The 22,894-nt window shown below is 59.5% G+C and carries 17 protein-coding genes and 1 pseudogene; 7 read left to right on the top strand and 11 right to left on the bottom strand.

Annotated elements, in window-relative coordinates:
- Positions 1 to 834: 834 nt before the first annotated feature.
- Positions 835 to 1,740 carry a LysR family transcriptional regulator gene (locus ACK83U_RS28275; protein WP_112611008.1) on the bottom strand — a complete coding sequence of 302 codons (906 nt, stop codon included), beginning with the start codon at positions 1,738 to 1,740 and terminating at the stop codon, positions 835 to 837.
- 90 nt (positions 1,741 to 1,830) lie between these two features.
- On the opposite strand from ACK83U_RS28275, the gene ACK83U_RS28270 reads away from it, so the two are divergent.
- The gene (locus ACK83U_RS28270) at positions 1,831 to 2,802 is read left to right on the top strand and encodes a nitrilase family protein (RefSeq protein WP_112611010.1); all 972 of its coding nucleotides are present in this window, start codon (positions 1,831 to 1,833) and stop codon (positions 2,800 to 2,802) included.
- 27 nt (positions 2,803 to 2,829) lie between these two features.
- Here ACK83U_RS28270 and ACK83U_RS28265 read toward each other — a convergent pair whose 3' ends face one another.
- Both ACK83U_RS28265 and ACK83U_RS28260 read right to left on the bottom strand, forming a co-directional pair.
- Positions 2,830 to 3,450, bottom strand: a complete 621-nt coding sequence (locus tag ACK83U_RS28265; RefSeq protein WP_412474956.1) for a class GN sortase — start codon at positions 3,448 to 3,450, stop codon at positions 2,830 to 2,832.
- Positions 3,447 to 5,705, bottom strand: coding sequence for a marine proteobacterial sortase target protein (locus ACK83U_RS28260; protein ID WP_112611012.1), 2,259 nt, complete (start codon positions 5,703 to 5,705; stop codon positions 3,447 to 3,449). The genes ACK83U_RS28265 and ACK83U_RS28260 overlap by 4 nt, the downstream gene beginning before the upstream one ends.
- Positions 5,706 to 5,876: 171 nt before the next feature.
- Between ACK83U_RS28260 and ACK83U_RS28255 the strand changes: the two genes are divergently transcribed.
- A complete protein-coding gene (locus tag ACK83U_RS28255) occupies positions 5,877 to 6,638 on the top strand; it encodes a helix-turn-helix domain-containing protein (protein ID WP_112415937.1) in 762 nt (253 codons plus the stop codon).
- 8 nt (positions 6,639 to 6,646) lie between these two features.
- On the opposite strand, the gene ACK83U_RS28250 is transcribed toward ACK83U_RS28255, so the two are convergent.
- On the bottom strand, positions 6,647 to 7,396 hold the full coding sequence (locus tag ACK83U_RS28250) for a 2OG-Fe(II) oxygenase (RefSeq protein WP_112611014.1): 750 nt from the start codon (positions 7,394 to 7,396) through the stop codon (positions 6,647 to 6,649).
- A gap of 196 nt (positions 7,397 to 7,592) precedes the next feature.
- Between ACK83U_RS28250 and ACK83U_RS28245 the strand changes: the two genes are divergently transcribed.
- Positions 7,593 to 8,099: a cytochrome P460 family protein gene (locus ACK83U_RS28245; protein ID WP_112611016.1), complete on the top strand. Its 507-nt coding sequence runs from the start codon at positions 7,593 to 7,595 to the stop codon at positions 8,097 to 8,099.
- 472 nt (positions 8,100 to 8,571) lie between these two features.
- Positions 8,572 to 9,858 (top strand): epoxide hydrolase family protein, encoded by a 1,287-nt coding sequence (locus tag ACK83U_RS28240; RefSeq protein ID WP_112611018.1) that lies wholly within the window; start codon positions 8,572 to 8,574, stop codon positions 9,856 to 9,858.
- Positions 9,859 to 10,009: 151 nt separating this feature from the next.
- Here ACK83U_RS28240 and ACK83U_RS28235 read toward each other — a convergent pair.
- The 3 genes and pseudogenes from ACK83U_RS28235 to ACK83U_RS28225 form a co-directional block, all read right to left on the bottom strand.
- Positions 10,010 to 11,103, bottom strand: a pseudogene (locus tag ACK83U_RS28235) (MFS transporter).
- Between the two features lie 280 nt (positions 11,104 to 11,383).
- Positions 11,384 to 12,595 carry an MFS transporter gene (locus ACK83U_RS28230; RefSeq protein WP_112611020.1) on the bottom strand — a complete coding sequence of 404 codons (1,212 nt, stop codon included), beginning with the start codon at positions 12,593 to 12,595 and terminating at the stop codon, positions 11,384 to 11,386.
- A gap of 11 nt (positions 12,596 to 12,606) precedes the next feature.
- Complete coding sequence (locus tag ACK83U_RS28225; protein ID WP_112611022.1) at positions 12,607 to 13,431, bottom strand: aldo/keto reductase; 825 nt, start codon at positions 13,429 to 13,431, stop codon at positions 12,607 to 12,609.
- 166 nt (positions 13,432 to 13,597) lie between these two features.
- Here ACK83U_RS28225 and ACK83U_RS28220 point away from each other — a divergent pair, with 166 nt between their 5' ends.
- Complete coding sequence (locus ACK83U_RS28220; RefSeq protein WP_112611024.1) at positions 13,598 to 14,506, top strand: LysR family transcriptional regulator; 909 nt, start codon at positions 13,598 to 13,600, stop codon at positions 14,504 to 14,506.
- 75 nt (positions 14,507 to 14,581) lie between these two features.
- Here the strand turns inward: ACK83U_RS28220 and cueR are convergent, their stop codons facing one another.
- Entirely contained in the window at positions 14,582 to 15,031 is a 450-nt protein-coding gene (gene cueR / locus ACK83U_RS28215) for a Cu(I)-responsive transcriptional regulator (protein ID WP_112611026.1), read from the bottom strand.
- A gap of 319 nt (positions 15,032 to 15,350) precedes the next feature.
- Here cueR and ACK83U_RS28210 point away from each other — a divergent pair, with 319 nt between their 5' ends.
- Both ACK83U_RS28210 and ACK83U_RS28205 read left to right on the top strand, forming a co-directional pair.
- A complete protein-coding gene (locus ACK83U_RS28210) occupies positions 15,351 to 16,826 on the top strand; it encodes a multicopper oxidase family protein (protein ID WP_112611028.1) in 1,476 nt (491 codons plus the stop codon).
- A gap of 181 nt (positions 16,827 to 17,007) precedes the next feature.
- Complete coding sequence (locus tag ACK83U_RS28205; RefSeq protein ID WP_112415934.1) at positions 17,008 to 18,342, top strand: acetyl-CoA hydrolase/transferase family protein; 1,335 nt, start codon at positions 17,008 to 17,010, stop codon at positions 18,340 to 18,342.
- 172 nt (positions 18,343 to 18,514) lie between these two features.
- Here the strand turns inward: ACK83U_RS28205 and ACK83U_RS28200 are convergent, their stop codons facing one another.
- The 3 genes from ACK83U_RS28200 to ACK83U_RS28190 form a co-directional block, all read right to left on the bottom strand.
- On the bottom strand, positions 18,515 to 19,606 hold the full coding sequence (locus ACK83U_RS28200) for a porin (protein WP_412474955.1): 1,092 nt from the start codon (positions 19,604 to 19,606) through the stop codon (positions 18,515 to 18,517).
- Positions 19,607 to 19,971: 365 nt separating this feature from the next.
- On the bottom strand, positions 19,972 to 21,177 hold the full coding sequence (locus ACK83U_RS28195) for an adenylate/guanylate cyclase domain-containing protein (RefSeq protein WP_112606103.1): 1,206 nt from the start codon (positions 21,175 to 21,177) through the stop codon (positions 19,972 to 19,974).
- Between the two features lie 30 nt (positions 21,178 to 21,207).
- Positions 21,208 to 22,830, bottom strand: a complete 1,623-nt coding sequence (locus ACK83U_RS28190; protein ID WP_112606106.1) for an MDR family MFS transporter — start codon at positions 22,828 to 22,830, stop codon at positions 21,208 to 21,210.
- Between the last annotated feature and the right edge of the window lie 64 nt (positions 22,831 to 22,894).

Here is a 22,894-nt window from a genome sequence, read left to right as displayed (position 1 = left end):
TTATCCCTCTTGGCGGCCTGTCGCCGGTTTGCCGACATTTGCCCGCCAGAACATAGAACACGATTCTGTGAGGCCGTCCAGAGATTAACGGATAATGAACGGTCAGCGTGTGACAGCCAGGACTTTGGCCGGGCCGTTTAACGCGCTGTCTTTCCTGCACTTTCTGCAGCCACCCGCTGGAAATAGCTGCGGATGAAGGCTTACGCTTTTGATTGCATAATGTCGTTGCCACCGATCTGCCGATCTCTATCCGGCTAAGATTGTAACGATTTCGACAACGGGAATCACCGAATGGGGCTCTGTGAGTCGGCTTCGTGCGGATGCTCTCACGCAGGATCTCCGGCTTTCCCTTTCAGCGATCATGGCACAAGTGCAGGCAGCGAGCATATAGCCGTTCGGCATGCCTGGAGCGTTGAGCGGACGTCTGCCATGGATAAAGGCTGGACAAGTTTCACATAACGGACGTTGAAATATCGGCTGTGGACGAATCACCGCCCTCCCTTGTCGAAAGTTGGATCGGCCCTAGTTTGCGAATCATTAATGATTTGTGAGGGTTAGCAACTTTGAGCTATGATTGGAGCGGCGTCAGGACACGGCGCATCAAAGCGATCAAGATGGCAGTTTCAGTGATGATTGCGGTGGCTGTTCTGAGTATGCCGACAATGCTTTGGCTCCATGGTTCGTTTTGAGCATCAGGGCGCTTGAACCGTCCGACGACGAGGTCGGGCAGTCTCACGTTTAGCGTCTTTCGGAGAACGGGGTTGGATGCATCACCTCATTGCCGGCAACGAGAGTGATCGCTTGCATCGCAGAATGCCGATGCAAGCTAGGCCTTTATCCCGATTGCCACTCGGAGGCTGGGTGGTCGAATTCCAGACTCTTCGATACATGATCTACAAAGCCGGCTAACAGAGGGCTCGTATGTTTGCGATGCCAGCAGATTCCTACCGGCCATTTTGATCCCGGTCCTGAGAGAGATTGCGTGCGGATGGACCCCGCCAATGCCCGCACGCCATGCCAAGGCAGGAATGCCGCGCCCAGGCCGGCAGAAACGATGGCGTGCACGGTCAGTATGTCGTCGGCATATTGGGCGACGCGAGGCTCGAAACCGGCAAGCGAACACCAGCGCCTGATCTGGTCATCCAGTCCCGGTCCACGCGACGGCGAAAGTGCGACAAATCCAAGCTCATTCAGCTCCGCCAGCCGATCCTGGGCCGGCATGGTCACCCCACTTGGAAGCGCCAAGGCTAGATGCTCTTCGACGACGGGCATGAAAGCCAAGCCGCGATCGTCCTCCGGCGCCCGGCAGAAACCGATATCGAGCCGGCCGTCGAGCAGGCGCTGATGCTGTTCCCGCGATGGCAGGTCGTTGAGCGTGATGCTGCAATCCGGCGTCGCCGCGCGAAAACCGGCGATCAGCCGTGGTGCGACGGCAAGTGTCGATATTCCAAATCCGATGTCGAGATATCCGGTAAGGCCGGCTATGGCGCGATGCATCTTCCTGTCGACGTCGTCGTTCAATCGGAGAAGCGGGCGTGCTTCGCGCTGCAGAAGTTCTCCGAGAGGCGTCAGTTTGGCGCCATGGCGGCCGCGCTCGAACAAAGCTCCGCCCATTGCAGCTTCCAAAGCCTGAATCTGCTTGGTCAGGGTCGACTGGGTGACGAACAATTTTGCCGAAGCCTTGCCGTAGTGGCCGCTGTCGATCAATTGAATGAAGGATCGGAGGAGCTTTATTTCCATTCTGTCCAGGAATAATTTTAATCGATAAAGTCATTTTACGAAAGAGATGGTGCGTGGTCAAATGGGCTCATGACGAAAGGAGCAATCGACATGACGCTCAAAATTTCTTCCGTACAGTTTCAGCATCGGGCCAATGACAAGGCCTACAATCTCTCGCGCATAGAGCATTTCACGGAGGAAGCCGTTCAGGCTGATAATCAGCTCGTCGTCTTTCCCGAAATGTGCATCTGTGGATATTGGCATGTTCCTAAGCTCGATGGTCCCGCGCTGCAGACGCTGGCGGAGCCGCTCTCTGGTCCCTCGATCACGCGAATCGCCGCCCTGGCGCGGGAGAAGGGCATCGCGATCGGCGCCGGCTTCCTCGAGCTGGGTGAAAACGGAAAGCTCTATAATAGTTACGCGGTCTGCATGCCGGATGGACACATCCATCGCCATCGCAAACTGCATGCCTGGGAGCATCGCCTCATTTCTAGCGGCGATGCCTTCACGGTCTTCGACACACCTTGGGGAATTCGTGCCGGCATCCTGATCTGCTGGGACAATAATCTGATCGAGAACGCGCGCGCCACGGCGCTGCTTGGTGCCGAATTGCTGATCGCGCCGCATCAGGCCGGCGGCGGCCATTCGGTTAGTCCGCACGGGCTGAAGCGGATACCGGTCGAAAAATGGATCAATCGCTACGAAGACCCCGAGGCGATCGAGGCTGAATTTCGCGGTCCGAACGGCCGGGAGTGGTTCATGCGCTGGCTGCCGTCGCGCGCCCACGACAATGGAATGTTCCTCGTCTTCAGCAATGGCGTCGGACAGGATGAAGACGAGGTGCGCACCGGCAATGCCATGATCCTCGATCCTTATGGGCGCATCCTGGCAGAAACCTGGGCCGCCGCCGATGCGAGGGTGAGCGCTGAAATCGATCTGGCCTTGCTCGACAAATGTACGGGCCAGCGCTGGATAAGAGGCCGCCGCCCGGAACTCTATGGTATCCTGACAAAACCTGACGCCAATGGCCTCGCACCCATGGACGCGCGTTACTCGCAAGCGTCTACCCGCAACAGCGGGTAGGGTAGATTCCTTATGGCTGGCCGTGGTCTATTTCGCCATCGTTTCTTCGAGATCGGCATAGACCAGATAGCGAAGCGGCCCCGAGGTCACGGCGTCGAAGGGAAAGCATGTCGCCAGGACGAGATGGGCGCCGCGCGCATCGGGGTCTATTTCAGCCTCATCCCAGCGGGCCACGGCCATGCGGCTCACGCGGAAAGTGAAAGTCCGGCCGTCGCGACGTGTGATGCGGATACGGTCGTTCACATGGATATCTTTTAGGAAAGTAAAATGGGTATCGCGGTGTGCTGCATAGACCGCTGTACCCTCTTCGCCTGCCTGCGGGGTGTTGTCGAGATGACCGGGGCCGAAGGCAAGCGCCTGGCCGCTTGCACCCTTCAGGGCGATGGCGGAAACGCCAAGGCGCGGAACCTCGATACGCGCCACCGGCCAGGTATCGGCCCAGCTCCAGGGCTTGACCGCTGCGCCTGACGTTACGCTTTCGGCAAAGGCACGTTCCAGAAGGACTTGCGCCAAAGCTGCCTTGGCGTAGATCCATCCGCCTTGCGCGGCGAGGAAGAGACCGGCGGCAATGAAAATGCCGGCCGCAAAAGTCAGAAGGGAGCGCGCTGGCGCGCTCCCCATGGTTTGGAGGCGAGTGGCGACGATCATGCCCGGCTCCTTCGCGATGCTAGGAACAGCAGCGAAGCCCCACACAGAAGAGCAAGCAATCCCTGGAGGATGAGAAGCATTCCCGGCGTTGCCGTCTGCGGCAGCGGAACGCTTGCCGGAGCCGGTGCGGAGATTGGCTCGAGCTCCGCATCGCCATCGGCACCCTGCGACTTGTCGTCTGCCTGCAGATGCCTGGTGTCGGCTTTCGCATCCCGCGTTGCACCGATGCCGAGGAGCTTGTTGTAATCCCAGCCTGCGGGAAGCTGCAATGGAATGTCGGCCTGCGTCAGCGGTGCGTTTGTCGGTCGCAGACGCTTGGTATCGACGGCGACGAGACTTGTAAGGCGCGTGACCAGATGATGGTCGAGCGCCAATTGCAGGATGCGCTTGTCGGCATCGGCCTGCGAGATCTTGCCAAGCGTGAGATTGACCTCGGCATCATCTATCTGGCGCCGTGCCCAGATCTCGGAGATACCCTTGGCATTGCTTGCCTGATCGAGCGGCAAGGAGATCGTCCATGGGCGGTCACCGATCTTGCCGCTGACGGTCAGGGTTCCGGCAGCTTTTCCCATCCGGGCCGCCAGAACGAGCGGTTCGCCATGGTAGATGTCAGGCAGGAGGTTGGGCGACAGGCTGACATTCTTCTCCGAAAAGGCAGCGACGACATCGGTGACGGCCGGGTTCTCCAGCTTGTCGAAGAGGGCGCGCATGCGTTCGTTCACTTCTGCGACCGACCCGATATGGGTGAAGCTGCCACGGCCAAGTTCGGCGGCGCGGCTCATCAGGTAGGTGTTCGGCGCCGAGCCGATGCCGACCATGAAGATGCGAGAGCGCCCGCGCGACTTCGCGATCGCATCGAGAAGCTGCTGCTCGTTGCTGACCTCGCCGTCGGTCAGGAACACGACCTGGCGCAATCCGTTCGCTTGATGGCTGTCGTCGAGTGCTGCTTGAAGCGGTGGCAGCATTTCCGTTCCGCCGGCAGCTTCCAGACCGGTGACGAAGCGGCGGGCCGAGGCGATATTTTCAGCCGTCGCCATGACCGAATCGGGGAAGAATTTGGTCATCGTGTTGTCAAAGCGGATGACGTTGAAGCGATCGTTCGGCTCGAGTCGGGAGAGGGCATAATCGAGGCTCGCCCTTGCCTGTTCGATCGACGTGCCGCCCATCGACCCGGAATTGTCGATGACGAAGACCACTTCGCGGCCCGCCTTCTGCGGCGTTGCCACCGCCGGCGGCATCACATAGGCAAGCACATAGTCAGCCTTGCCGACACGCTCGCGGAAGAGACCGACGCTTGGCATATTGCTTGCGATCGCGCTCCATTCGAGCACGAAGTCGCGATCTGCAGTCGCATCGCCATCCAGGATGATCCGGCGCTCGGTGTCGCTTACTTTGTCGATCTTGACCGCGTGATAGAGGCTTTTGACGTCATCGAGCGGAAAGCCGGCATTGAGATTGACTTTGAGGGTGACAGGGTTGGTGCGGTCGTCGCCAGGTGCCATCAGGGGCGCCGAGACAGGCTTGTCGCTAAGTTTCCGCGATGAGCTCTGTTTGGACTGACCCCAGCCGGCCTTCAGATCGGCTTGCTGTGTAATGGGCGAGGCATCCCGCGGCGTGTAGCGCGGAGCCACAACCAGGGGAACTCGCAGGGAGAAACGCCCGTCGGCGAGATGCACGGCCTGCTGATATTCGATCTGAACGACGATCTTTTCATGCGGGCCTATGTTTGCGACCGCATTGGTAAAGACGTTCGGGCGCTGATGTTCGACGAGGGAGGCCTTCTTTCCTTCTCTGCGCGCCTTCTCGTAGATGGCACGCGCAGCCTGCTTCTCCTTGATATCAGCGACAACGACCCGGTTGCCGACGATCATCTTCAGGGAATAGACGGCGCTGTCTTCCGGAAGAGGAAATACGTAGAGGGCTTCGACCCATTTGTCGGTTGAATTTTCGAAGGCTTGGGTGAGGACTGCGCGTGCCGTCGGTCCATTGACGTCGAGATCGACATCGGTCGCAAGGCGGGGCGCCTCTATATATTTTCCTTCGTCCTTGGTCTGAAGAAGAAGGCTGCCGGTGCCCATTTCGTTCGGCGTGACGAAGGCTGCCGGTTGCGCGTGCGATTCCAGCGGATGCAGCAGTGCGAAAATGACGGCAAGCATCGGCAGCAGGATGGCATTGCTGAACCAAAGCAGCAGGCCGAATCTGATGAGGAAATTTTGCCGCTTCTGGCAGCGCGAGATGTTTGGCGAGGCTGACATGACAGGCTCCTTGTTTCGCTGGTGGATTGACTGAAGCCATTGTGAACAAAGGCTATTTTCTCGCCAGCGTAAGCTTTGACCTGTTTCGTCCGCATCTTGCCGCAAACGGTCTTGCCGGTTACGGCCATGTGTGGAATTGTGAAAAAAATTACGCAAACAGGAAACGAAGGAATGGTCCAGGGCGACCCCTATTTGTCCGACAGCCAGAACAGCGCCGTGGCAGCGCGGGTTCGCGAGGAGATCGCCAGACGGCGCATTTCCCGGCAGCGTCTTGCCAATGACGCGCGCATCAGCCTTTCGACCTTGGAGAAGGCCCTTTCCGGCCACCGTCCCTTCACGCTCGCGACCCTCATTCGGCTGGAGCAGGCGATGGGTGTCGTCCTGCGGGAGCCGGCTGGAACGCAAGCGACCGTTGTCAATGACAAGCCCGGCCATGCCCCCGAGGAGCTTGGTGCCTATTCCCGCGCCTCGGTGTCATGGCTGGAAGGCACTTACCTGACGCTTCGTCCGTCCTTCGGCGATGCGAAGGCGATTTTCGCCTATTGCACCGAGATCGCCTGGGATGGAGAACGGACCTGTCTGAGCTTCCGGGAACGCGAGCGCAGCGACGCCTCTTTTTCACAGCAGGGCTCGGTGTCGGTGCCGCACCTGTCGGGGCATATCTACCTGGTGACGAATTCGTCCGGGCAGTATCGCATGGCGATATTGTCGAGGCCCAGTATCACCGGCGAAATGTTCGGCTTGCTGACGACATTGCGCGCCGGGCAGGGGTCGCACCTCACACCTGTTTCGACGCCGCTCGCCCTCCTGCCCATGTCGGCTTTCGCGCAGCCGTCGCTCGGGCGCGTCTTGGCGGGCGATCAGAATCACGAGGCATACTCGGCCATCATGCACAGAATTATCGGAGAAAATTACGCCGGCTTCGTCGGTTAGCGGCGCCCTTAGCGGGCGTCGTGAAAGATGATCCCCACAGTGTGGCGCATGCCTGAACGGACGCGGCTTACCCCGTGCCTTAGATTGACACGGTGGCTGCCCTTTGTGCCCTGCGCGGGCCGGTTATGGACAGCAAAAGCGACGGCGTCGCCTTGCCGAAGCGACACGACTTCCACACGGCTTTGCATGCGTGGCCGCTGCTCGGTCAGGACAAACTCGCCACCGGTGAAATCCTGTCCCGGCTCGGAAAGCAGAGTGGCCACCTGGATCGGAAAGGCAAGCTCGCCGTAGAGATCCTGATGCAGGCAGTTGAAGTCTCCCGGCACATATTGCAGCAGCAGCGGCGTCGGACGCCTCTGGCCGGCTTCGTGGCATTGCCTCAGGAAGGCGGCATGCTCATCGGGATAGCGTTCGGCGACGCCCATGCGTTCATTCCACCGGTTTGCGATGCCGGCGAGGTGGGGATAAAGCGCTGTGCGCAGTCCACTGAGAAGCCCCGGTAGCGGATAGTTGAAATAGCGGTATTCGCCTCTTCCGAAACCGTGACGCGCCATGATGATGTGGTTGCGGAAATGACGTTCCTCGGAGTAGAGCCCGGAGACCGCAGCGCATTCATCGGGTGCCAGAAGCTTCGGAAGGACGACGCAGCCGAAGCCGTCAAGCTCTCTTGCGAGCGACGGCCAATCATAAGCGTCGACCCGAGCCTCTATAGAGTTTTCCGTGAAAGCCGGTGCGGAAGTGGAGATCGATGTGTTCATGTCGGGTCCTCGGAAGCCGTGATAAGCTGAAGTCTAGCGTTCGAACCGGAGCGGTAGCCACCCGATTTCCGATGAGCAGCTCACACGAATGGGTTTCCCTGGCTACATTGCGATACAATCGAGCCGTTTCCTGAAATTTAGCGGATACAATTCCCGGCGATCTTCTGCGGGATTATCCGTCAGGCAGGAGTCAAAAATGAAATTCGCATTCCTTGGCGCATTGGCCGTCTCAAGCCTTGCCGTCGGCATCGCCGCGTCTCAATCGGCAGGTTCTGCAACGCCGGAAAATGCTTCGCCGATTTACGGCGTCACCATACCGGAAGGCTATCGGGACTGGAAATTCATTGCGCCGGCACAAGAGGCTCCACCGCTTGACGAACTTCGCGCGGTACTCGGCAACGATATCGCTATCGACGCGTATAAAAAGGGTACCCTGCCTTTTCCGGATGGTTCGATCCTCGTCAAGCTTGCCTATAAGCGCAAGCAATCAACGGAGTTCGCGCCGGCAACGGTGCCTGGAACGCCGACCACGGTGCAGGTCATGGTGAAGGATTCCAAGAAATATCCCGACAGTCACGGCTGGGGTTTCGGACGGTTCGTCGACGGCAAGCCGGTTGATATTGCGCAACATGAAACCTGCCTCAGCTGCCATGTTGGCAACGTCAGGGATCACGACTACGTCTTTACGCGCTATGCGCCGTAAGGTGCGGCAACGCGATTGAGTGAAATTTGCCGGCCTGATTTCATCCTATCGCGGCCGGCCGGCTATCATGGTTTCTCCTCCCGCTAGGATAGTCCCCTCTTTTCACCGATAGGCGAGCGTTGCTCTCGGCAAGCCGCCATCGAACCTCTTCCATCATCGAAGACGACTTCCATACGCTCGCGCAAACCCTCTGGTTCCACTTCAGGGTTCGGCAGCGCCGCATTGCCTCATTTCCCACCCTCAAGATTCTCCAAAAATTCCTCTTCACTGGCTACTCGGCCAAGTTCCATATTTTTCGGGTGCATTTTGCCGCTGGCAAAGCCAAAACGCAGAGTTCTTTGTTCCATTGTAGCCTCGGTCGATCCGGACAAAGAGGGATACAATTTGGCTAGGTTGAGGACACAACCGGGATACACGCAGAGAGCAAAACTTCGCGGCATTCAACAAACCTCCCAAACATTTGGAGAACCTGATGTCGCCTTTATCCTTCTCAATGAATAGACGCGCCTTTGTGACTGCGGCTGCTGTCGCCGGTGCAGCCTCGCTCCTGAAGCCCGCCATATCCTTTGCCGCATCGGACGCCTTGCCTGATGGTGTGAAGCCGTTCAAGGTCCATATTGCCAACAGCGCGATTGCCGAACTGAAGCAGAGGCTTGCGACGGCACGCTGGCCGCTCAAGGAGAATGTCGCTGACGACTCCCAGGGCGTGCAACTCGAACGCCTGCGCGATCTCGTTGGATATTGGGCCGACGGCTATGATTGGCGAAAGGTGGAACAGAAGCTCAATTCTCTGCCGATGTTCATGACCGAAATCGATGGGCTGGATATTCACTTCATTCACGTGCGCTCCCCACACGAAAATGCAATGCCGCTGATCATGACCCACGGTTGGCCGGGCTCGGCTCTGGAAATGCTCAAGGTCATCGATCCCTTGACGAATCCGACCGCTCATGGCGGCAAGGCCGAAGACGCCTTTCATCTCGTGGTGCCATCGATCCCCGGTTTCGGCTTCTCCGGCAAGCCGAAGACGAGGGGCTGGGGTTCGGACCATATCGGCCGGGCATGGGGCACGCTGATGAATCGGCTCGGATATGAGAAGTTCGTCTCGCAAGGCGGCGATTGCGGCTCGGTCATCTCCGAGCGCATGGCGCATCAAAAGGTGCCCGGACTGCTGGGCATTCATCTCAACATGCCTGCGATCGTTCCAAAAGAAATCGTGCTGATCTTGGCTGCAGGTGCCCCTGTGCCCGCAGGTCTCACTGCGGACGAACGCGCCTGCTTCGAGAAGCTCGCGATTTTCTACCGGGACAGCGCTGCCTACGCCCAAATGATGGTTACGCGTCCGCAGACGATCGGTTACTCGCTCGTCGATTCGCCGATCGGAATGGCCGCGTGGATGTACGACAAGTTCGCCGAGTGGACGTATAGCAACAAGCAGCCGGAAAAGGTTCTCACTCGGGACGAGATGTTGGACGACATTTCTCTCTATTGGTTCACGGAGACCGGTACCTCGGCAGCCCAGATCTATTGGGAAGACCACACCAACAATTTCAACGCTCTCGAAAGGATCCCTTCCGTGCCGGTCGCGGTTAGTGTCTTTCCGGGAGAAATCTATCAGGCACCCAAGTCGTGGACGGAGCGTGCCTTCGGCAATCTGATCTACTTCAACAAGACCGAGAATGGCGGCCACTTTGCGGCCTGGGAGCAGCCGGCGATTTTCACCAATGAAGTCAGGGCGGCATTTCGCTCGCTGCGTTAAGCGGGCAGAGGCTCCTGGTTTGGTGAAAGCACCGCAGGCGAGCGATGCCCCACGCTTGGCTGCGGAGGAGGGGGAAGCGTATAGCGTTCCCCCTCACAGCGAATAACGGATCCTGGCGAAGATGGAGGCGACTTCAGCGATAGGAGAGCCCTTATGCAAAAGCGCTGCGGCGTGCGGAGAGCGACCCGATGCCCATCAAGGCGGCGAGGATGACCGGGATGCAGACAAGGTAGGCCGTGCGAATTCCTGCATGTTCGGCAACGAATCCCAGCAGCGGTGGAGCCAGGAAGAAGACGACGAAGGACATTTGTCCAAGTGCGGCAACATTGACATGAGCCGGACGATCGGTGCGCTGGGCGGCGGCCGAAACCGCAAGCGGATAAACAGCGCTGCAGCCGGCGCCCATGAGGGCAAAGCCGAGCAGCGCCACATTGGGGTGGGGTGCGACCCAGACGGCGCAGAGGCCGGCAGTCGAGAGGAGCAGCAGCGACAGTGCAACGGAGCGGGAGCCGAAGCGATCGACGAACTGGTCCGCAAACAATCTTGCCAGCGCCATGAAGAAGGTAAAAAGCGTCAATCCGAGACCGCCGACCAAGGGCTCGACGTGAAAGACGTCGCGCATGTAGATCGCCGACCAGTCGATACCTGCGCCCTCGACCAGAAAAGCGGCAATGCCGATCACGCAGAGAGGCAGAAGGCCGAGCGTCGGCAGCGCGACATGCCCGGCCTCCGGATGATCCTGTGCCGGGCGGGCGGGCGCATTGCGCATGCCGGCAATGACAAGCGAACCCACGATCAGCACGAAAGTGAATGTCAGGGCAAGGTGCAGCTGCATCGAAATGCCGGCCTGGCGGATGACCGAAGATGCGAGGGCGGTGACGAAGAAGCCGAGGCTCCAGAACCCATGGGCGCGGTTCATCACGCCCCGGCCAGCAGACCTTCACAAAGCAGGATGGCAAAGACAAGCGGAGCAACGCCCATCCAGGGCACGAGCGCCAGGGATGCGGAAGTTCCGAGCACGGTGATGAATGCCGTCTTGCGCGCGCCCAGACGTGCAACGATCGGGGAGGCGAAGGTGAGCGATATCAGCGCCCCGATAGCTGCGCCGATCAGTGTCAGACCGAGCTCCGATTTGTCGATCTGCAAGGCGTCCTGCAGATCGGGAAGGCGCGACAGCATTGCGCCCATCGATACCGCAAAGAGGAAGAAGCAGACATAAATTCGCTGCTGCGGTTCAAGACGCATTTCGATGCTCCGGAAAATCTGAACACGAGAGATGGAAAGGGTCTATCCGAAAGCAACCAGCGCTGGCAATACGAAGGCCTTTAATTCATAAGACAAATTAGAAGTGCCGGCCAATTTCGGTAAGTGTGGCACCGGCCAGCACTATACGACAAGGCGTGCCTTCGACAGGACAGAGCCACAAGCATCCCCGGAATGCGCAAAACCGCCTGCAGGCGATGGCATCAACCTGCAGACGGCATGATCAGGCTTCATTATCGAGGGCTTGGACGCTTTGAGCTTATCAAGCGCCGCAATTTGCCGGGAGCGATGACTGTTTGCGTGTACCGATCAACACCAGCGCCAAGCCGGCGGCGGCCAACAGACCTCCGGCAATCGCGACGGCCGCATAGCCGAAGCCGAGGCTGATGACGGCGGCACCGGTGGCCGCCCCCAGAGCATTGCCGAGATTGAAGGCTCCGACATTGATGGAGGAAGCAAGCCCCGGCGCTTCTGACGCTGCTTCCATGACGCGCATCTGCACGGGCGGGACGAGGGCAAATGCCGCGCCACCCCAGAGAAGCAGACCGATGGCGGCACCAACGTGGGTGACCATCGCCAGCGGCAGCGCGAACATGATGGCTGCGAGCAGAGCCAGGAAGATCTTGGTCGCACCGTCGAGCGACCAGTCGGCGAGCCGTCCGCCCAGCCAGTTGCCGATCGTGAAGCCGACGCCGATGAGGACCAACCCAAGGGTCACGAAGCTATTGGATGCGCCGGTAAGTTCGGTGAGAGCCGGAGCGACATAGGTATATAGCGAGAACATCGCGCCTGCGCCCATGACGGTGGTTGCCATCGCAAGCAGCACGGTGGGGTGAGTAAGTACGGTAAGTTCCCGCCTGATATCAGGCATCGCGCCGCGCTCGCCTTTCGGCAGGGCGAACCATAGCGCTGCAATGGCGGCTATGCCGATCAGCGCCGTTCCTGCAAAAGCCATGCGCCAGCCGATCGCTTGACCGACCCAGGTTGCGGCCGGCACGCCGCCGATATTGGCGATCGTCAGCCCCATGAACATGGCGGCAACGGCGCTTGCCTGCTTTTCCTTCGGCACGACGCTAGCCGCCACCACCGCACCTAGGCCGAAGAAGGCGCCATGGTTAAGGCTGGTGACGAGCCGCGCAAGCAGCAGCGTGAAGTAGCCCGGCGCCATCGCCGACATGAGATTTCCGATCGTAAAGATGCTCATCAGCAGCATCAGTGCCGTGCGCTTGCCAAAGCGGCTGAAGGCGAGCGTCATGAAGGGGGCGCCGACCATCACGCCGATCGCATAGGCGCTGATCAGAAGGCCGGCGGTCGGGATCGAGACGTCGACCCCCTTGGCGATGACGGGGAGAAGTCCCATCGGCGAAAACTCGGTCGTGCCGATGCCAAAGGCACCGATCGCAAGGGCGAGAAGCGCCCATTGGGCGTGAGAGGATGTTTGGGCCTTTTGGGCCGTCGAAATCTTGGTGTCCATATTGAAGCTCCTTAGGCGTCCCATTCGGGCGCGAGACCGGGCGGGCTGACGATCCGGCCATCCGGGCGTGCGAGATTGGCGATGGCGGCCATATCCGCCTCGTCGAGATTGAAGTCGAAGATTGCGATGTTTTCCTTGACGCGCTCCGGGTTGGCCGTCTTGGACAAAGCGATGTGGCCTTGTTGGATCAGCCAGCGAAGACCGACCTGCGCGGCGCTCTTGCCATATCTGGCGCCGATCCGCTGCAGCACTGGATCCTTCGGCACCGCACCGTCGGCCATGCCGTAGTAGGCGGTGATCGCAGGACCGCTTGCTTTTGCGGCTGCAACGAGCGCGTGCTGGGGCAGATAGGGATGGATCTCGACCTGATTGGTCATGATCGGCGTGCTGGAAAGTCTGACCGATTCCCGCATCTGGGCGATATTCTGGTTGCTGACGCCGACGAAGCGGGTTTTGCCGGTGGCTTTGACAGCGCTCAGCATTTCGATCTGCTCCGCGACCGGCACCTTGTCGCCCGGCCAATGCAGAAGGAGAAGATCGACGCGGTCGGTCTTGAGCTTGTCGAGGCTCTCGTCGACCGAGGCGGCGAACCTGTCCTGACTATAATTGTCGACCCAGATCTTCGTCGTCAGGAATAGATCATCGCGCTTGGCGCCGGCGGCAGCAAGAGCCCGGCCGAGGGCCGCCTCGTTCTGATAGATCTGTGCGGTATCGAAATGACGGAAACCGGCCTCCAGTGCGGCCGGGATGACCCGCTCTACTTCTGCGTCCGACATGCGGAAGACGCCGAAGCCGAGCGCGGGAATTGTTGCGCCATGGGCGGTAACGGTAAGCATCGAAAACTCCTTTTGAAAGCCTCGGCGGCTTCGGCCGCCGTGAATGGATCGAGCACCGGACTTGATGGCGCAATCTCTTCCGCCTATGAATAGAGAGCGCATTCTCGCTTGAGAATTGGCTGAGTTTTCACATTATTTGTGAAACTAAATCAAAGATTGGTGTTCCATGGACAATCGCGCTGGCGAAATGCAGGTATTTCTTCGTGTAGTGGAAGCCGGCAGCTTTTCGGAAGCGGCGCGCCTGCTGCGGATGACGCCTTCGACCGTCAGCAAGCTGATCTCCCGCATCGAAGCCAGGCTCGGCGTGCGGCTCGTCGAGCGTTCCACCCGGCGGCTGTCGCTGACCCCGGAGGGCCAGATTTATTATGAGCGCAGCCAGGCCCTGCTGCACGATCTCGACGAGGTCGAACAGGAGCTGGCACAGGGTGCGACGACGACCGGCGGCACGGTGCGGGTCAATATTGCCGTTGCGCTGGGGGTGCTCGGCCTCGAGCCGCTCTTGCCGGAATTTTGGCGGACCTATCCCAATGTTGTCGTCGATCTGTCGCTTTCCGATGAAATCGTCGATCTTTATCTCGACCGCACCGACGTTGCTTTTCGGGTTGGGGCTTTGCCGGCTTCAGGCATGATTGCACGCCGCATCGGTATTGCCCGCCGCAAGATCGTCGCAGCGCCCAGCTACCTCGATCACCACGGAATACCGCTGGGTGTCGATGATCTCTCGCGGCACAATTGCCTGGGTTTCAATTTCCGCCGTCTTGCACCTGTCTGGCCGGTGCGGGAAAGCGGCCGCATCGTCGATCGCGCCATGACGAGCTCGCTGCTTGCCAATAATGGCGAAACCGTACGGCGCATGGCGCTCGCGGGTGTGGGGCTTGCCCGCATGGGCGACTATCACGTGCGGGCCGATATTGCGGCCGGTCGTCTCATCGAGGTGCTTGCCGATGTCGTCGAGCCGGACGAGGAACAGATACACGCGGTTTTTCTCGGCGGCGCGCGCATGCCGCAGCGCGTGCGCGTCTTCCTCGACTTCGTCGTGCCGCGCCTCCGGCAATTTCTGGATGGCGAAGCCTGAGCCGCCTTGGTATGGATTTAATCCCGACCATGCTGTGTGCCGGCAACCCGCCACCAAGACGTCGGCGGGCAGGGATCACTGCAGCGGCCGCGGTATGGCGCCGGTTCGAGGCTGGATCGACAGATTTTCGTCCTCCCGATCGGTCTCGAGCCGCTGCAGGATCGGGCAATGCGGACGATGGTCGCCCTGGCAGGAGTTAACGAGCATGGTGAGTGTGTGCTCCATATCCTGCAGGTCCGCGATCTTTTTCTTCAGTGCCGCGATATGACCCTGAGCGAGGCGCTTGACCTCGGCGCTCTGGCGGCTTTCGTCGCGCCAGAGCCCCAAAAGCTCGCTGATTTCGGCAACGGCAAAGCCGAGATCGCGCGCCCGGCGGATGAAACGCAGCATGTGCACGTCGGTATCCGAATAGTCGCGATAGCCCGATGCCGTTCTGCCGGCCGCGGGGATAAGGCCGGTTTCTTCGTAATAGCGGATCATCTTGGCCGATACGCCCGATGCTTTCGCCGCCTGTCCGATATTCATGATGTTCTCCCTGACAGGTACCGCCTGATATTGCCGATGGAAGGTGGGGCTTCCAACCATGGGAAGGTCAATAGCATATTTTTCGCCGCAGGACACTTGACCTTACCATGGTTGGAACCTCCACTTTGAGCACCATGAGATCGAAACAGATGAGAATTCTCATGGTGCGGCGACTTGAAAACATGACCTGCGGCGGCGGCAGATCCGCCACCAAGGCAATCAGTCTGTCGATCCAGACGCCAGGATCGAGACCAGTCCGGATGCGTTCACGGTGGTGAGCGGTCTTATGAGGATATCGTTGAGCGAGAGGAAGCAATCGATGCATCGACGTAATTTTCTGACAGGGCTGGCGGGTCTTGCGCTTTCTGGGCCGACCGCGGCCCAAATGATGCATGACATGGGACATATGGGAACAAACGGCGCTCATGACATGCCGATGACCGGCGGTAAGCCTGTCCTGCAGGAAGGACAGCCTTTGCGGGAGCTGCCGCGTTTGCTGAACGAGGCCGGCGAAGCGGGTCTATTCAAGGCAAGGCTTGCCGCCGAACCGGGGTTGGTTCGCTTCGCAGACAGGCTCGACACGCCGGCCCTCCTCTATAACGACGGAAATCCGGTGATCGAGGCGCATGAGGGCGACAGGGTCGAGATCAGCTTCAGGAACGGCATTCCCGATGAACCGACGACGGTTCATTGGCACGGAATGCCGGTGCCGGCCGATCAGGATGGCAATCCCATGGAATACATCGCCTCGGGTAGCGAGCGCCTCTATGCTTTCGATCTGCCGCAAGGCAGCGCAGCATCCTATTGGTTTCATCCCCATCCGCACGGCTTCACCGCCGCGCAGGTCTATCGGGGTCTCGCAGGCATCTTTCTGGTGAAATCCAAGGATGACCCGATCCCTGCGGAATATGGCGATACTGTTTTGATGTTCACCGATCTTCGGATCGCTGAAGATGGAAGCATGCCGGCGAGCAACATGATCGATGTGATGAACGGGCGCGTCGGCGATCATGTGCTGGTCAACGGCCAGAAAAATCCGGTATTGACCGTGAGGAAAGGGGAGAAGCGTCGCCTGCGTCTCTTCAACGCGACAAATGCGCGCTTCCTGCGACTGGCCTTCGAGAATGCCGCCATGGCGCTTGTCGGAACGGATGGCGGCCTTATCGAGGCTCCCGTCGGCATCGACGATTTGCTGCTTGCGCCCGCCGAGCGCGTTGAGCTCATCATCTCCTTCGATAGGCCGGGAGCGGCAAAGCTTGTCACGCTCGACTATGATCGCGGGTGGATGGGACCCGGCAAGCCTGAAGCGGCCGGCATCACCCTGCTGACCGCCGATGTTTCAGAGGATGCTGCACCCAACGTGCCACCGCTTCCCGCGACGCTGCGCTCCATCGAACACCTTTCTAAGCCGGCCGTCACGCGTCGCTTTGTGTTGACGGAATCCATGGAAGGCATGGAGATGAAGTTCCTCATCAATGGCGCTAGCTTCGATATGAAGCGCATTGACGAAGTTTCGAAGGTCGGACAGGTCGAGCTCTGGGAAATCGTCAACCAGGCGGATATGGACCATCCGTTTCATGTGCATGGGACACAGTTCCAACTTGTCGAACGCGAAAAGAATGGCGCGGTCACCCAGCCATCCTACCGGGCCTGTAAAGACACTGTGAACGTTGCCGCCGGCGAGACGGTCCGTATCCTGCTGCGACAGGATTTGCCGGGGCGGCGCATGTATCACTGCCACATCCTCGAGCATGAAGATCTCGGCATGATGGGTACAGTCGACGTCCGGGCCTGACACTTCCATTCTTGCCGGTGTGAATGCGATGTTCGGGTCTTGCGCAAACAGCGGGTTCGGCGCTTTTATGTAAGCGTGTTCCACTGCAGCAAGCGCTCGCGGCGGCCTCGGAGGAGGGCCGGCCATGATCCCGCAGTGGATGCCAAATTGTGCTGACGGTGGCATTCAAGGGGAGGACTCGATGGCCGCTAATCATCAGACGCAATACCGCGAACGCGTTCGCTCTGCCCATGAGGCCGTTGCCCTAATACCGTCCGGTGCGAAGATCGCCATGCCGATCGCTGCCGGCCAGCCGCCTGCCATCCTTGCAGCATTGGCCGAACGCGCGCGGGCCGGGGCGGTGGACAACGTCCGGCTTTACTACCTGCTTTGCACGGGTGTCGCCGGCTCCAGCGTGCTCGACTTCGACCTGCGCGATCGCATCGTTCCCATGAGTTATTTTCATGGAGCGGTGGATCGCGCCCTGGATAAGCGACGAATGGCGGAGATGCTGCCTGCCGCCGAAATCGTGCCGTGCCATTTCAGCCAGGTGCCGCGCTCGCTTGTCGAGCATGTCGGCGTGGATACATTGATCGCTACCGTCTCGCCCATGGATGCGGACGGGAATTTCAGCCTCGGCGCCAGTACGGATTATGCCCTGGCGGTTGCCCGCAAGCCCGGCGCTCGGCTGATCCTCGAAGTCAATCCCAGCATGCCCTATGTGCGGGGAAATTGCATGATCCCGGTCTCGCGCGTCACGGCACTTGTCGAGAATGACGCAAACCTCCCGGCGCTTGCTGCCGCGCCTCGTTCGCAAGTCGATGATGCGATCGGTGCTATCATCGCCGGGCTTGTGGATGACGGTGATTGCCTGCAGATGGGCATCGGTGCACTGCCTGACGCAGTTTGCGCCGGTCTTTCACAGCACCGTCACCTCGGCATCCATACAGAAATGATGACATCGGGACTTGCCGCTCTGGTCAGGGCCGGCGTGGTCGACAATAGCCGCAAGCAGATACATTTAGGGCGAACCATCTTCACCTTTGCGCTGGGAGACAAGCCGCTTTACGACTTCCTGAACGATAATCCCGATGTCGAGGCGCATCCCGTTGATTATGTGAACAATCCGTTCGTCATCGCTCAGAATGACCGCATGGTGTCGGTGAATGCGACGCTACAGATCGATCTCAATGGTGCGTGCAATTCCGAATTCGTCAACGGAAGGCAGTTCAGCGGCTCGGGCGGCCAGGTGGACTTCGTTCGCGGCGCCTATGGCTCACGCGGCGGCCGCTCGATCATCGCCTGTCATGCGACAGCGGCGAAGGGAACTCTTTCGCGTATCGTTCCGAACCTCACAGGTCCCGTAACGACGTCGCGCAACGATATCCATATCGTTGTTACCGAATATGGCTGGGTGAACCTCAAGGGCAAATCGGTGGCAGAGCGGGCAAAGGCGATGATCGGGCTTGCTCATCCCGATTTCAGGGAGGCGCTGGATCGTGCCGCTCATCAGGCGGGCTACTACGCGCCAGACTGATGTCGTTTCTGAAGACAGGAAGGGCGTAGGTTGGCTGGGCAATAAGAAGGAACCGGAGGGAAACCGGATCCTTCCGGCTCTGATCGGAGGTCAACCGATTGCTATGAGAAGCCTGATGGATCGGTACATCAGGCTTCCCGTACCTGGTCCCAGGAGACCAGGTTGGTCGCTATTAGAAGCTACGCTGGAAGCGCAGGATACCAGCCCACTGATCCTGGTTCACAGAATCGAAGTTGGTGTAGGAGACTTCCGGCTCGATGAGCAGGTTCTTGACCGGGTTCCACTTGACGTTGGTGGTTGCGGCAAAAATCTTCGAGTCGGTGTAGGCGAGCTGCAGGTTCCACTTCAACTTTTCGTTGATCGGAACGCCGACGCCGCCCCAAACAGCCCAATCACCCCAGCCGCACTTCGATGCATCGTTAGCCGGGCAAGAAGAACGAGCCAGGTTGGTGCCGGCATACTTGTTCAGGTTGTCGCCGTCGGTGTTCCAGCCGCCCATCAAGAAGGCCGAGAAGACGCCGAAGTCAGCATCGACACGAGCCTTGATAGCGCCTTCCGACTTGATCGAGTCGTAACCGCCAACGACCTTGAAGCCCCATGCGCCGGACTTGAAGCCAGCACCGGCAACGACGTCAGGAGCGTAGTGGTTGGCCTTGTCGTCCGATGCCCAGCTTGCGCCGTAGCCAGCGCCCGAGCCGCTGGAGTTCGAGTCTTCGACCGAGACCACAGCCGTGAAGCCGTTGCCGGCGTCGTAGTTGTAGGTCAACTGGTTGAGTTCGTACGGACCGTCATAGATCACGTCGTCGTTGATGACGTCGCCGGCATAACCGATGTAGGAGTTGAACTGCGAGTCAGCCTTACCGACCAGAAAGCCGCCGAGGCTGATGTTGGCGAACAGCAGCTTAGAGGAAGTGGAGTTGCCTTCCTGCCAGTCCCAACGGATGACCGTGTTGGTCTTCAGCGGGCCGTATTCGGTGTCGGTCGCGGTATCGAGGCTCAGCTGAGCGCGGGTATGCCAGAGAGTGCCGTTATGGCTGTTGGCATTGTAGGCGTCGTACCACTTGCCTTCGGTACGGACCATGCCGCCGACCTTGAGGCAGGTTTCAGTGCCTGGAATGAAGAAGTAGCCAGCGCCGTATGCGTCGCAGATGCGAACGTATTCCAACGGCTCGGGCTCAGCAGCGACGATTGCGTCAGCCGCATGGGCGCCAGAAACTGCTGCCAGTGCAGCAGCGGAGCCGAGAAGGAGGCTCTTGATGTTCATTATTAAACTCCTGATTGCAACGGATCGTACATATTCCAAGGAGCGGGCACAACGGACCATCCCGGCGACACTGCTTGCAACACGAAGCAACCACCAGGCATCTGCGAGAGACTGCGGGTATTATCCCCACCCCTTTGGAACCTCGTTAGCTGGCGGCTGAAATAACACCCCACCAGATCGCAAGCTAATTAGCTCCCGGCAACACAGCTATATACATTCTGATTGTTTGTAAATCAGCTCCGGAAGTATCCGGAAACGGAAAAAAGGGTTGTTGATTTCATGCAACACATGCCAGGCGGGAAAATTCGGCGGGAGGGGAGCCGGCCTCCTTATAATGCCCTGCGCTGCATCTCCTGTCCGCCGCTTCAATCAGCGATCGTGAACAATTCCATCGCCTCGGCAAAGCCCTTCAGCCTCTGCCGGCCGATGGAGATTGCATCGTTGATTCCGGCCTCATCTCGAAACGCGTCGGACATCAGGAGCGCTTCGCCCCTTTCGCTGCAGACGTTCTGTATGCGGCTAACGATATTGACATCAGGACCGATCAACGTGAAATCCAGGCGATTGCCGGAGCCGACATTGCCGTAGCTCACCTCGCCATAGTGCAGCGCGATGCCGACCTTGACTGGTATGCCGCTGTATTCGAAACCGCTTAGCTCGGAGAGGACTGTCCTGGCTGCGGTGAGCGCCGCATCGCAGGCTCCGGACGTGTCGGCGCCTGGAAAGAATGCCAGAACCGCATCGCCCATGAATTTCAGTACTTCACCGCCTTCATGGGCAATCGCCGGTATCACTTTGTCGAAATAGGCATTCAGCAGTTCGAGGACGGTGCTGCCTGGCTGGCGATTGGAAAGCTCGGTGAAGCCGCGCAGATCGCACAGCAAAAGGGCTGCCTCCATCGATTCGATTTCGCCGCGACGAATGTGTCCGGCAAGGATACGGCTCGCCGTCATCGGGCCGATATAGGTATCGAGAAGGCTGAGTTCGCATTGTCTGAGGACGCGGAGTTCGCAGGTGTTGCGCAATGCCGGCAGGATGCGCTCGATAAGGTCATGCTCGCCGGATGTGAAGCCGCCTGGCCGCCGCGTGGCGAAGACGGCGCTGCTGATCGGCCCGTCAGCGTTGCAAAGCGGCGCCACGATCAGTTGCACCAGTCCCCGGCCGGAAAATATGTCGATATGCTGCCAGCGCCCATGCGGACTTTCGCCCGGACCGACGACGAGCGGCTCGCGCATCTCCTGTGCCTTCATGAGCGGTGTATTGGCAAGCGCGAGGCGTGAGCCATGTTCGCGATCATGGATCTCGACCGGTTCGCCGGGCGCCCAGGCGAAGGTGCGGCCGATGAATTCGGGATGCAGCGTCGTCAGGTGCAGTGTCAATCGATCGACGGGAAGGCCAAGGGCCTGCAGGCGGCGGCCAAGCCCGGCAACGAGGCTGGCCTCATCGAGAGCATGGCATTCGTCGCCGGTCAGCCATTCGATGAGGCTCAGTGTTGCTCTGTTACCGATGCCGCCGTTAAGCGTCTTGGGGTCGGCTGTTGCGGATTTTGGAATGTCATGCAGCAAGGTCATGGTTATTTCCTCCTCTTCGAGGTGCGGCGCTCAGTGCGCGCCGCCGCCGGAAAGTTGACCGGCTTTTTTCAGAAGCAGGCTGGCAATCAGGGCAACGACCAGCGCGACGCCGAGCAGATAGAAGGTATCGCTGAAAGCCATGATATTGGCTTGCTTGCGAAGGCTGGCGGCTACTGCGACAATGGCCTTGTGCGCGGCAAGCGCCTGATCGCTCACCCCATGGTTCATGAAGTAGTTGGTGAGGTTGGCAATGCGCGCGCGGGTCGCCTCTTCGAACACCGAGACTGAATTGGTGAGGATGTTGGAGTGGAACTGCTCGCGTTTGGTAAGGAAGGTCTGCAGCGCGGCAATGCCGACCGCGCCGCCGAGATTGCGCATCATGTTGAACAGCGCCGAAGCGGATCCGGCATTTTCCTGTTCGATGCCGGCGGTCGCGATCGCCGTCAGCGGCGTGAAGGCGAGTGCCTGGCCGACCGCACGCACGATATTTGGCCAGAAGAGCTGATCGCTGGCATAGTTGCTCGTCATGTAGATGTTCATGAAGTTCGAGGCGGCGAAGAGCGCGAAGCCGACGATGATCAGCAGGCGAGCGTCGATGCGCTTCATCAGCCGTGGGACCAGCGGGATCAAGATCAGCTGCGGAATGCCGGTCCAGGCAAGCACCATGCCGATCTGCTCGGAATTGTAGCCCTGGATGCGCGTCAGATAGATCGGCAGGATGAAGACCGAGCCATAGAGGGCGACGCCCATCAGGAAGTTGGCGACGATACCGAAGCCGAAATTGCGGCGCACCAGCAGACGCAAATTGAGGAGCGGATGAGAAGCGCGAAGCTCGATGAAGAGGAAGAGCGTCAACGAAACCGCGGCAATGACGGAGAGACGGACGATGAAAGGCGAGCCGAACCAGTCGTCCTTGTTGCCTTCTTCGAGCACGGTCTGCAGTGCTGCGAGACCGACTGCCATGGTGATGATGCCGGGCCAATCGCCCTTGGCGAGCAGCGAAAGATTCATCGGCGCGCGGTCGAGCGAGATCCAGAGCATGCCGACCATCAGGACGCCCGGCACGAGATTGACGTAGAAGATATATTCCCAGCCCCAGTTTTCGGTGAGATAGCCGCCGATGGTCGGGCCGATGGCCGGCGCGAAGGTGGCGGAAAGGGCAAAGAGGGCAAGACCCATCGGTTGTTTCGGTTTCGGCAGCAGCGTGATGATGATCGTGAAGGCCATCGGGATCAGCACGCCGCCGGAAAAGCCCTGGATGGCGCGCAGCACGATCATCTGTTGCAGGTTTGCGGCAAAGGCGCAGGCGACTGAAAAGAGCAGGAAAAGGACAGCGTTGGTCAGCAGATAGTTGCGCACTGAAAAGACGCGAGCGAGCCATGCGCTAAGCGGAATGACGACGATTTCTGCGATCAGGTAGGAGGTCGAAATCCAGCCGCCATCGTCCGTTCCAGCGCCGATCGCGCCCTGGATGTCGGCTAGCGAGGCATTGACGATCTGGATGTTGAGAACGGCCATGAAGGCGCCAAGTGTCGAACCAACCACGGCGGTCCACATGCGCAGCGGGCTCATGGCCGGTCGGACGACGGTAGCGTTTGAAGCGCCCGGCGATGCGGCTGGATTGTTGTTTGCGGCGATCTGAAGAGTGGCCACGGCGTGTCTCCTTCCGGCTCATGCCGGAACAATCTCATGACGATGCTGAGGTGATAATCGACGA

This window comes from Rhizobium sp. WW22 (assembly GCF_047041135.1).
Taxonomy (GTDB): domain Bacteria; phylum Pseudomonadota; class Alphaproteobacteria; order Rhizobiales; family Rhizobiaceae; genus Rhizobium.
The sequence above is the reverse complement of the archived record's forward strand: the minus strand, read 5'-3'. Positions and strand labels throughout refer to the sequence as shown.

Excerpts from the sequence above, each read along its gene's own strand:
- ACK83U_RS28275 (WP_112611008.1), bottom strand. The coding sequence starts at position 1,740 with ATGGAAATAAAGCTCCTCCGATCCTTCATTCAATTGATCGACAGCGGC.
- ACK83U_RS28270 (WP_112611010.1), top strand. The coding sequence starts at position 1,831 with ATGACGCTCAAAATTTCTTCCGTACAGTTTCAGCATCGGGCCAATGAC.
- ACK83U_RS28265 (WP_412474956.1), bottom strand. The coding sequence starts at position 3,450 with ATGATCGTCGCCACTCGCCTCCAAACCATGGGGAGCGCGCCAGCGCGC.
- ACK83U_RS28260 (WP_112611012.1), bottom strand. The coding sequence starts at position 5,705 with ATGTCAGCCTCGCCAAACATCTCGCGCTGCCAGAAGCGGCAAAATTTC.
- ACK83U_RS28255 (WP_112415937.1), top strand. The coding sequence starts at position 5,877 with ATGGTCCAGGGCGACCCCTATTTGTCCGACAGCCAGAACAGCGCCGTG.
- ACK83U_RS28250 (WP_112611014.1), bottom strand. The coding sequence starts at position 7,396 with ATGAACACATCGATCTCCACTTCCGCACCGGCTTTCACGGAAAACTCT.
- ACK83U_RS28245 (WP_112611016.1), top strand. The coding sequence starts at position 7,593 with ATGAAATTCGCATTCCTTGGCGCATTGGCCGTCTCAAGCCTTGCCGTC.
- ACK83U_RS28240 (WP_112611018.1), top strand. The coding sequence starts at position 8,572 with ATGTCGCCTTTATCCTTCTCAATGAATAGACGCGCCTTTGTGACTGCG.
- ACK83U_RS28230 (WP_112611020.1), bottom strand. The coding sequence starts at position 12,595 with ATGGACACCAAGATTTCGACGGCCCAAAAGGCCCAAACATCCTCTCAC.
- ACK83U_RS28225 (WP_112611022.1), bottom strand. The coding sequence starts at position 13,431 with ATGCTTACCGTTACCGCCCATGGCGCAACAATTCCCGCGCTCGGCTTC.
- ACK83U_RS28220 (WP_112611024.1), top strand. The coding sequence starts at position 13,598 with ATGGACAATCGCGCTGGCGAAATGCAGGTATTTCTTCGTGTAGTGGAA.
- cueR (WP_112611026.1), bottom strand. The coding sequence starts at position 15,031 with ATGAATATCGGACAGGCGGCGAAAGCATCGGGCGTATCGGCCAAGATG.
- ACK83U_RS28210 (WP_112611028.1), top strand. The coding sequence starts at position 15,351 with ATGCATCGACGTAATTTTCTGACAGGGCTGGCGGGTCTTGCGCTTTCT.
- ACK83U_RS28205 (WP_112415934.1), top strand. The coding sequence starts at position 17,008 with ATGGCCGCTAATCATCAGACGCAATACCGCGAACGCGTTCGCTCTGCC.
- ACK83U_RS28200 (WP_412474955.1), bottom strand. The coding sequence starts at position 19,606 with ATGAACATCAAGAGCCTCCTTCTCGGCTCCGCTGCTGCACTGGCAGCA.
- ACK83U_RS28195 (WP_112606103.1), bottom strand. The coding sequence starts at position 21,177 with ATGACCTTGCTGCATGACATTCCAAAATCCGCAACAGCCGACCCCAAG.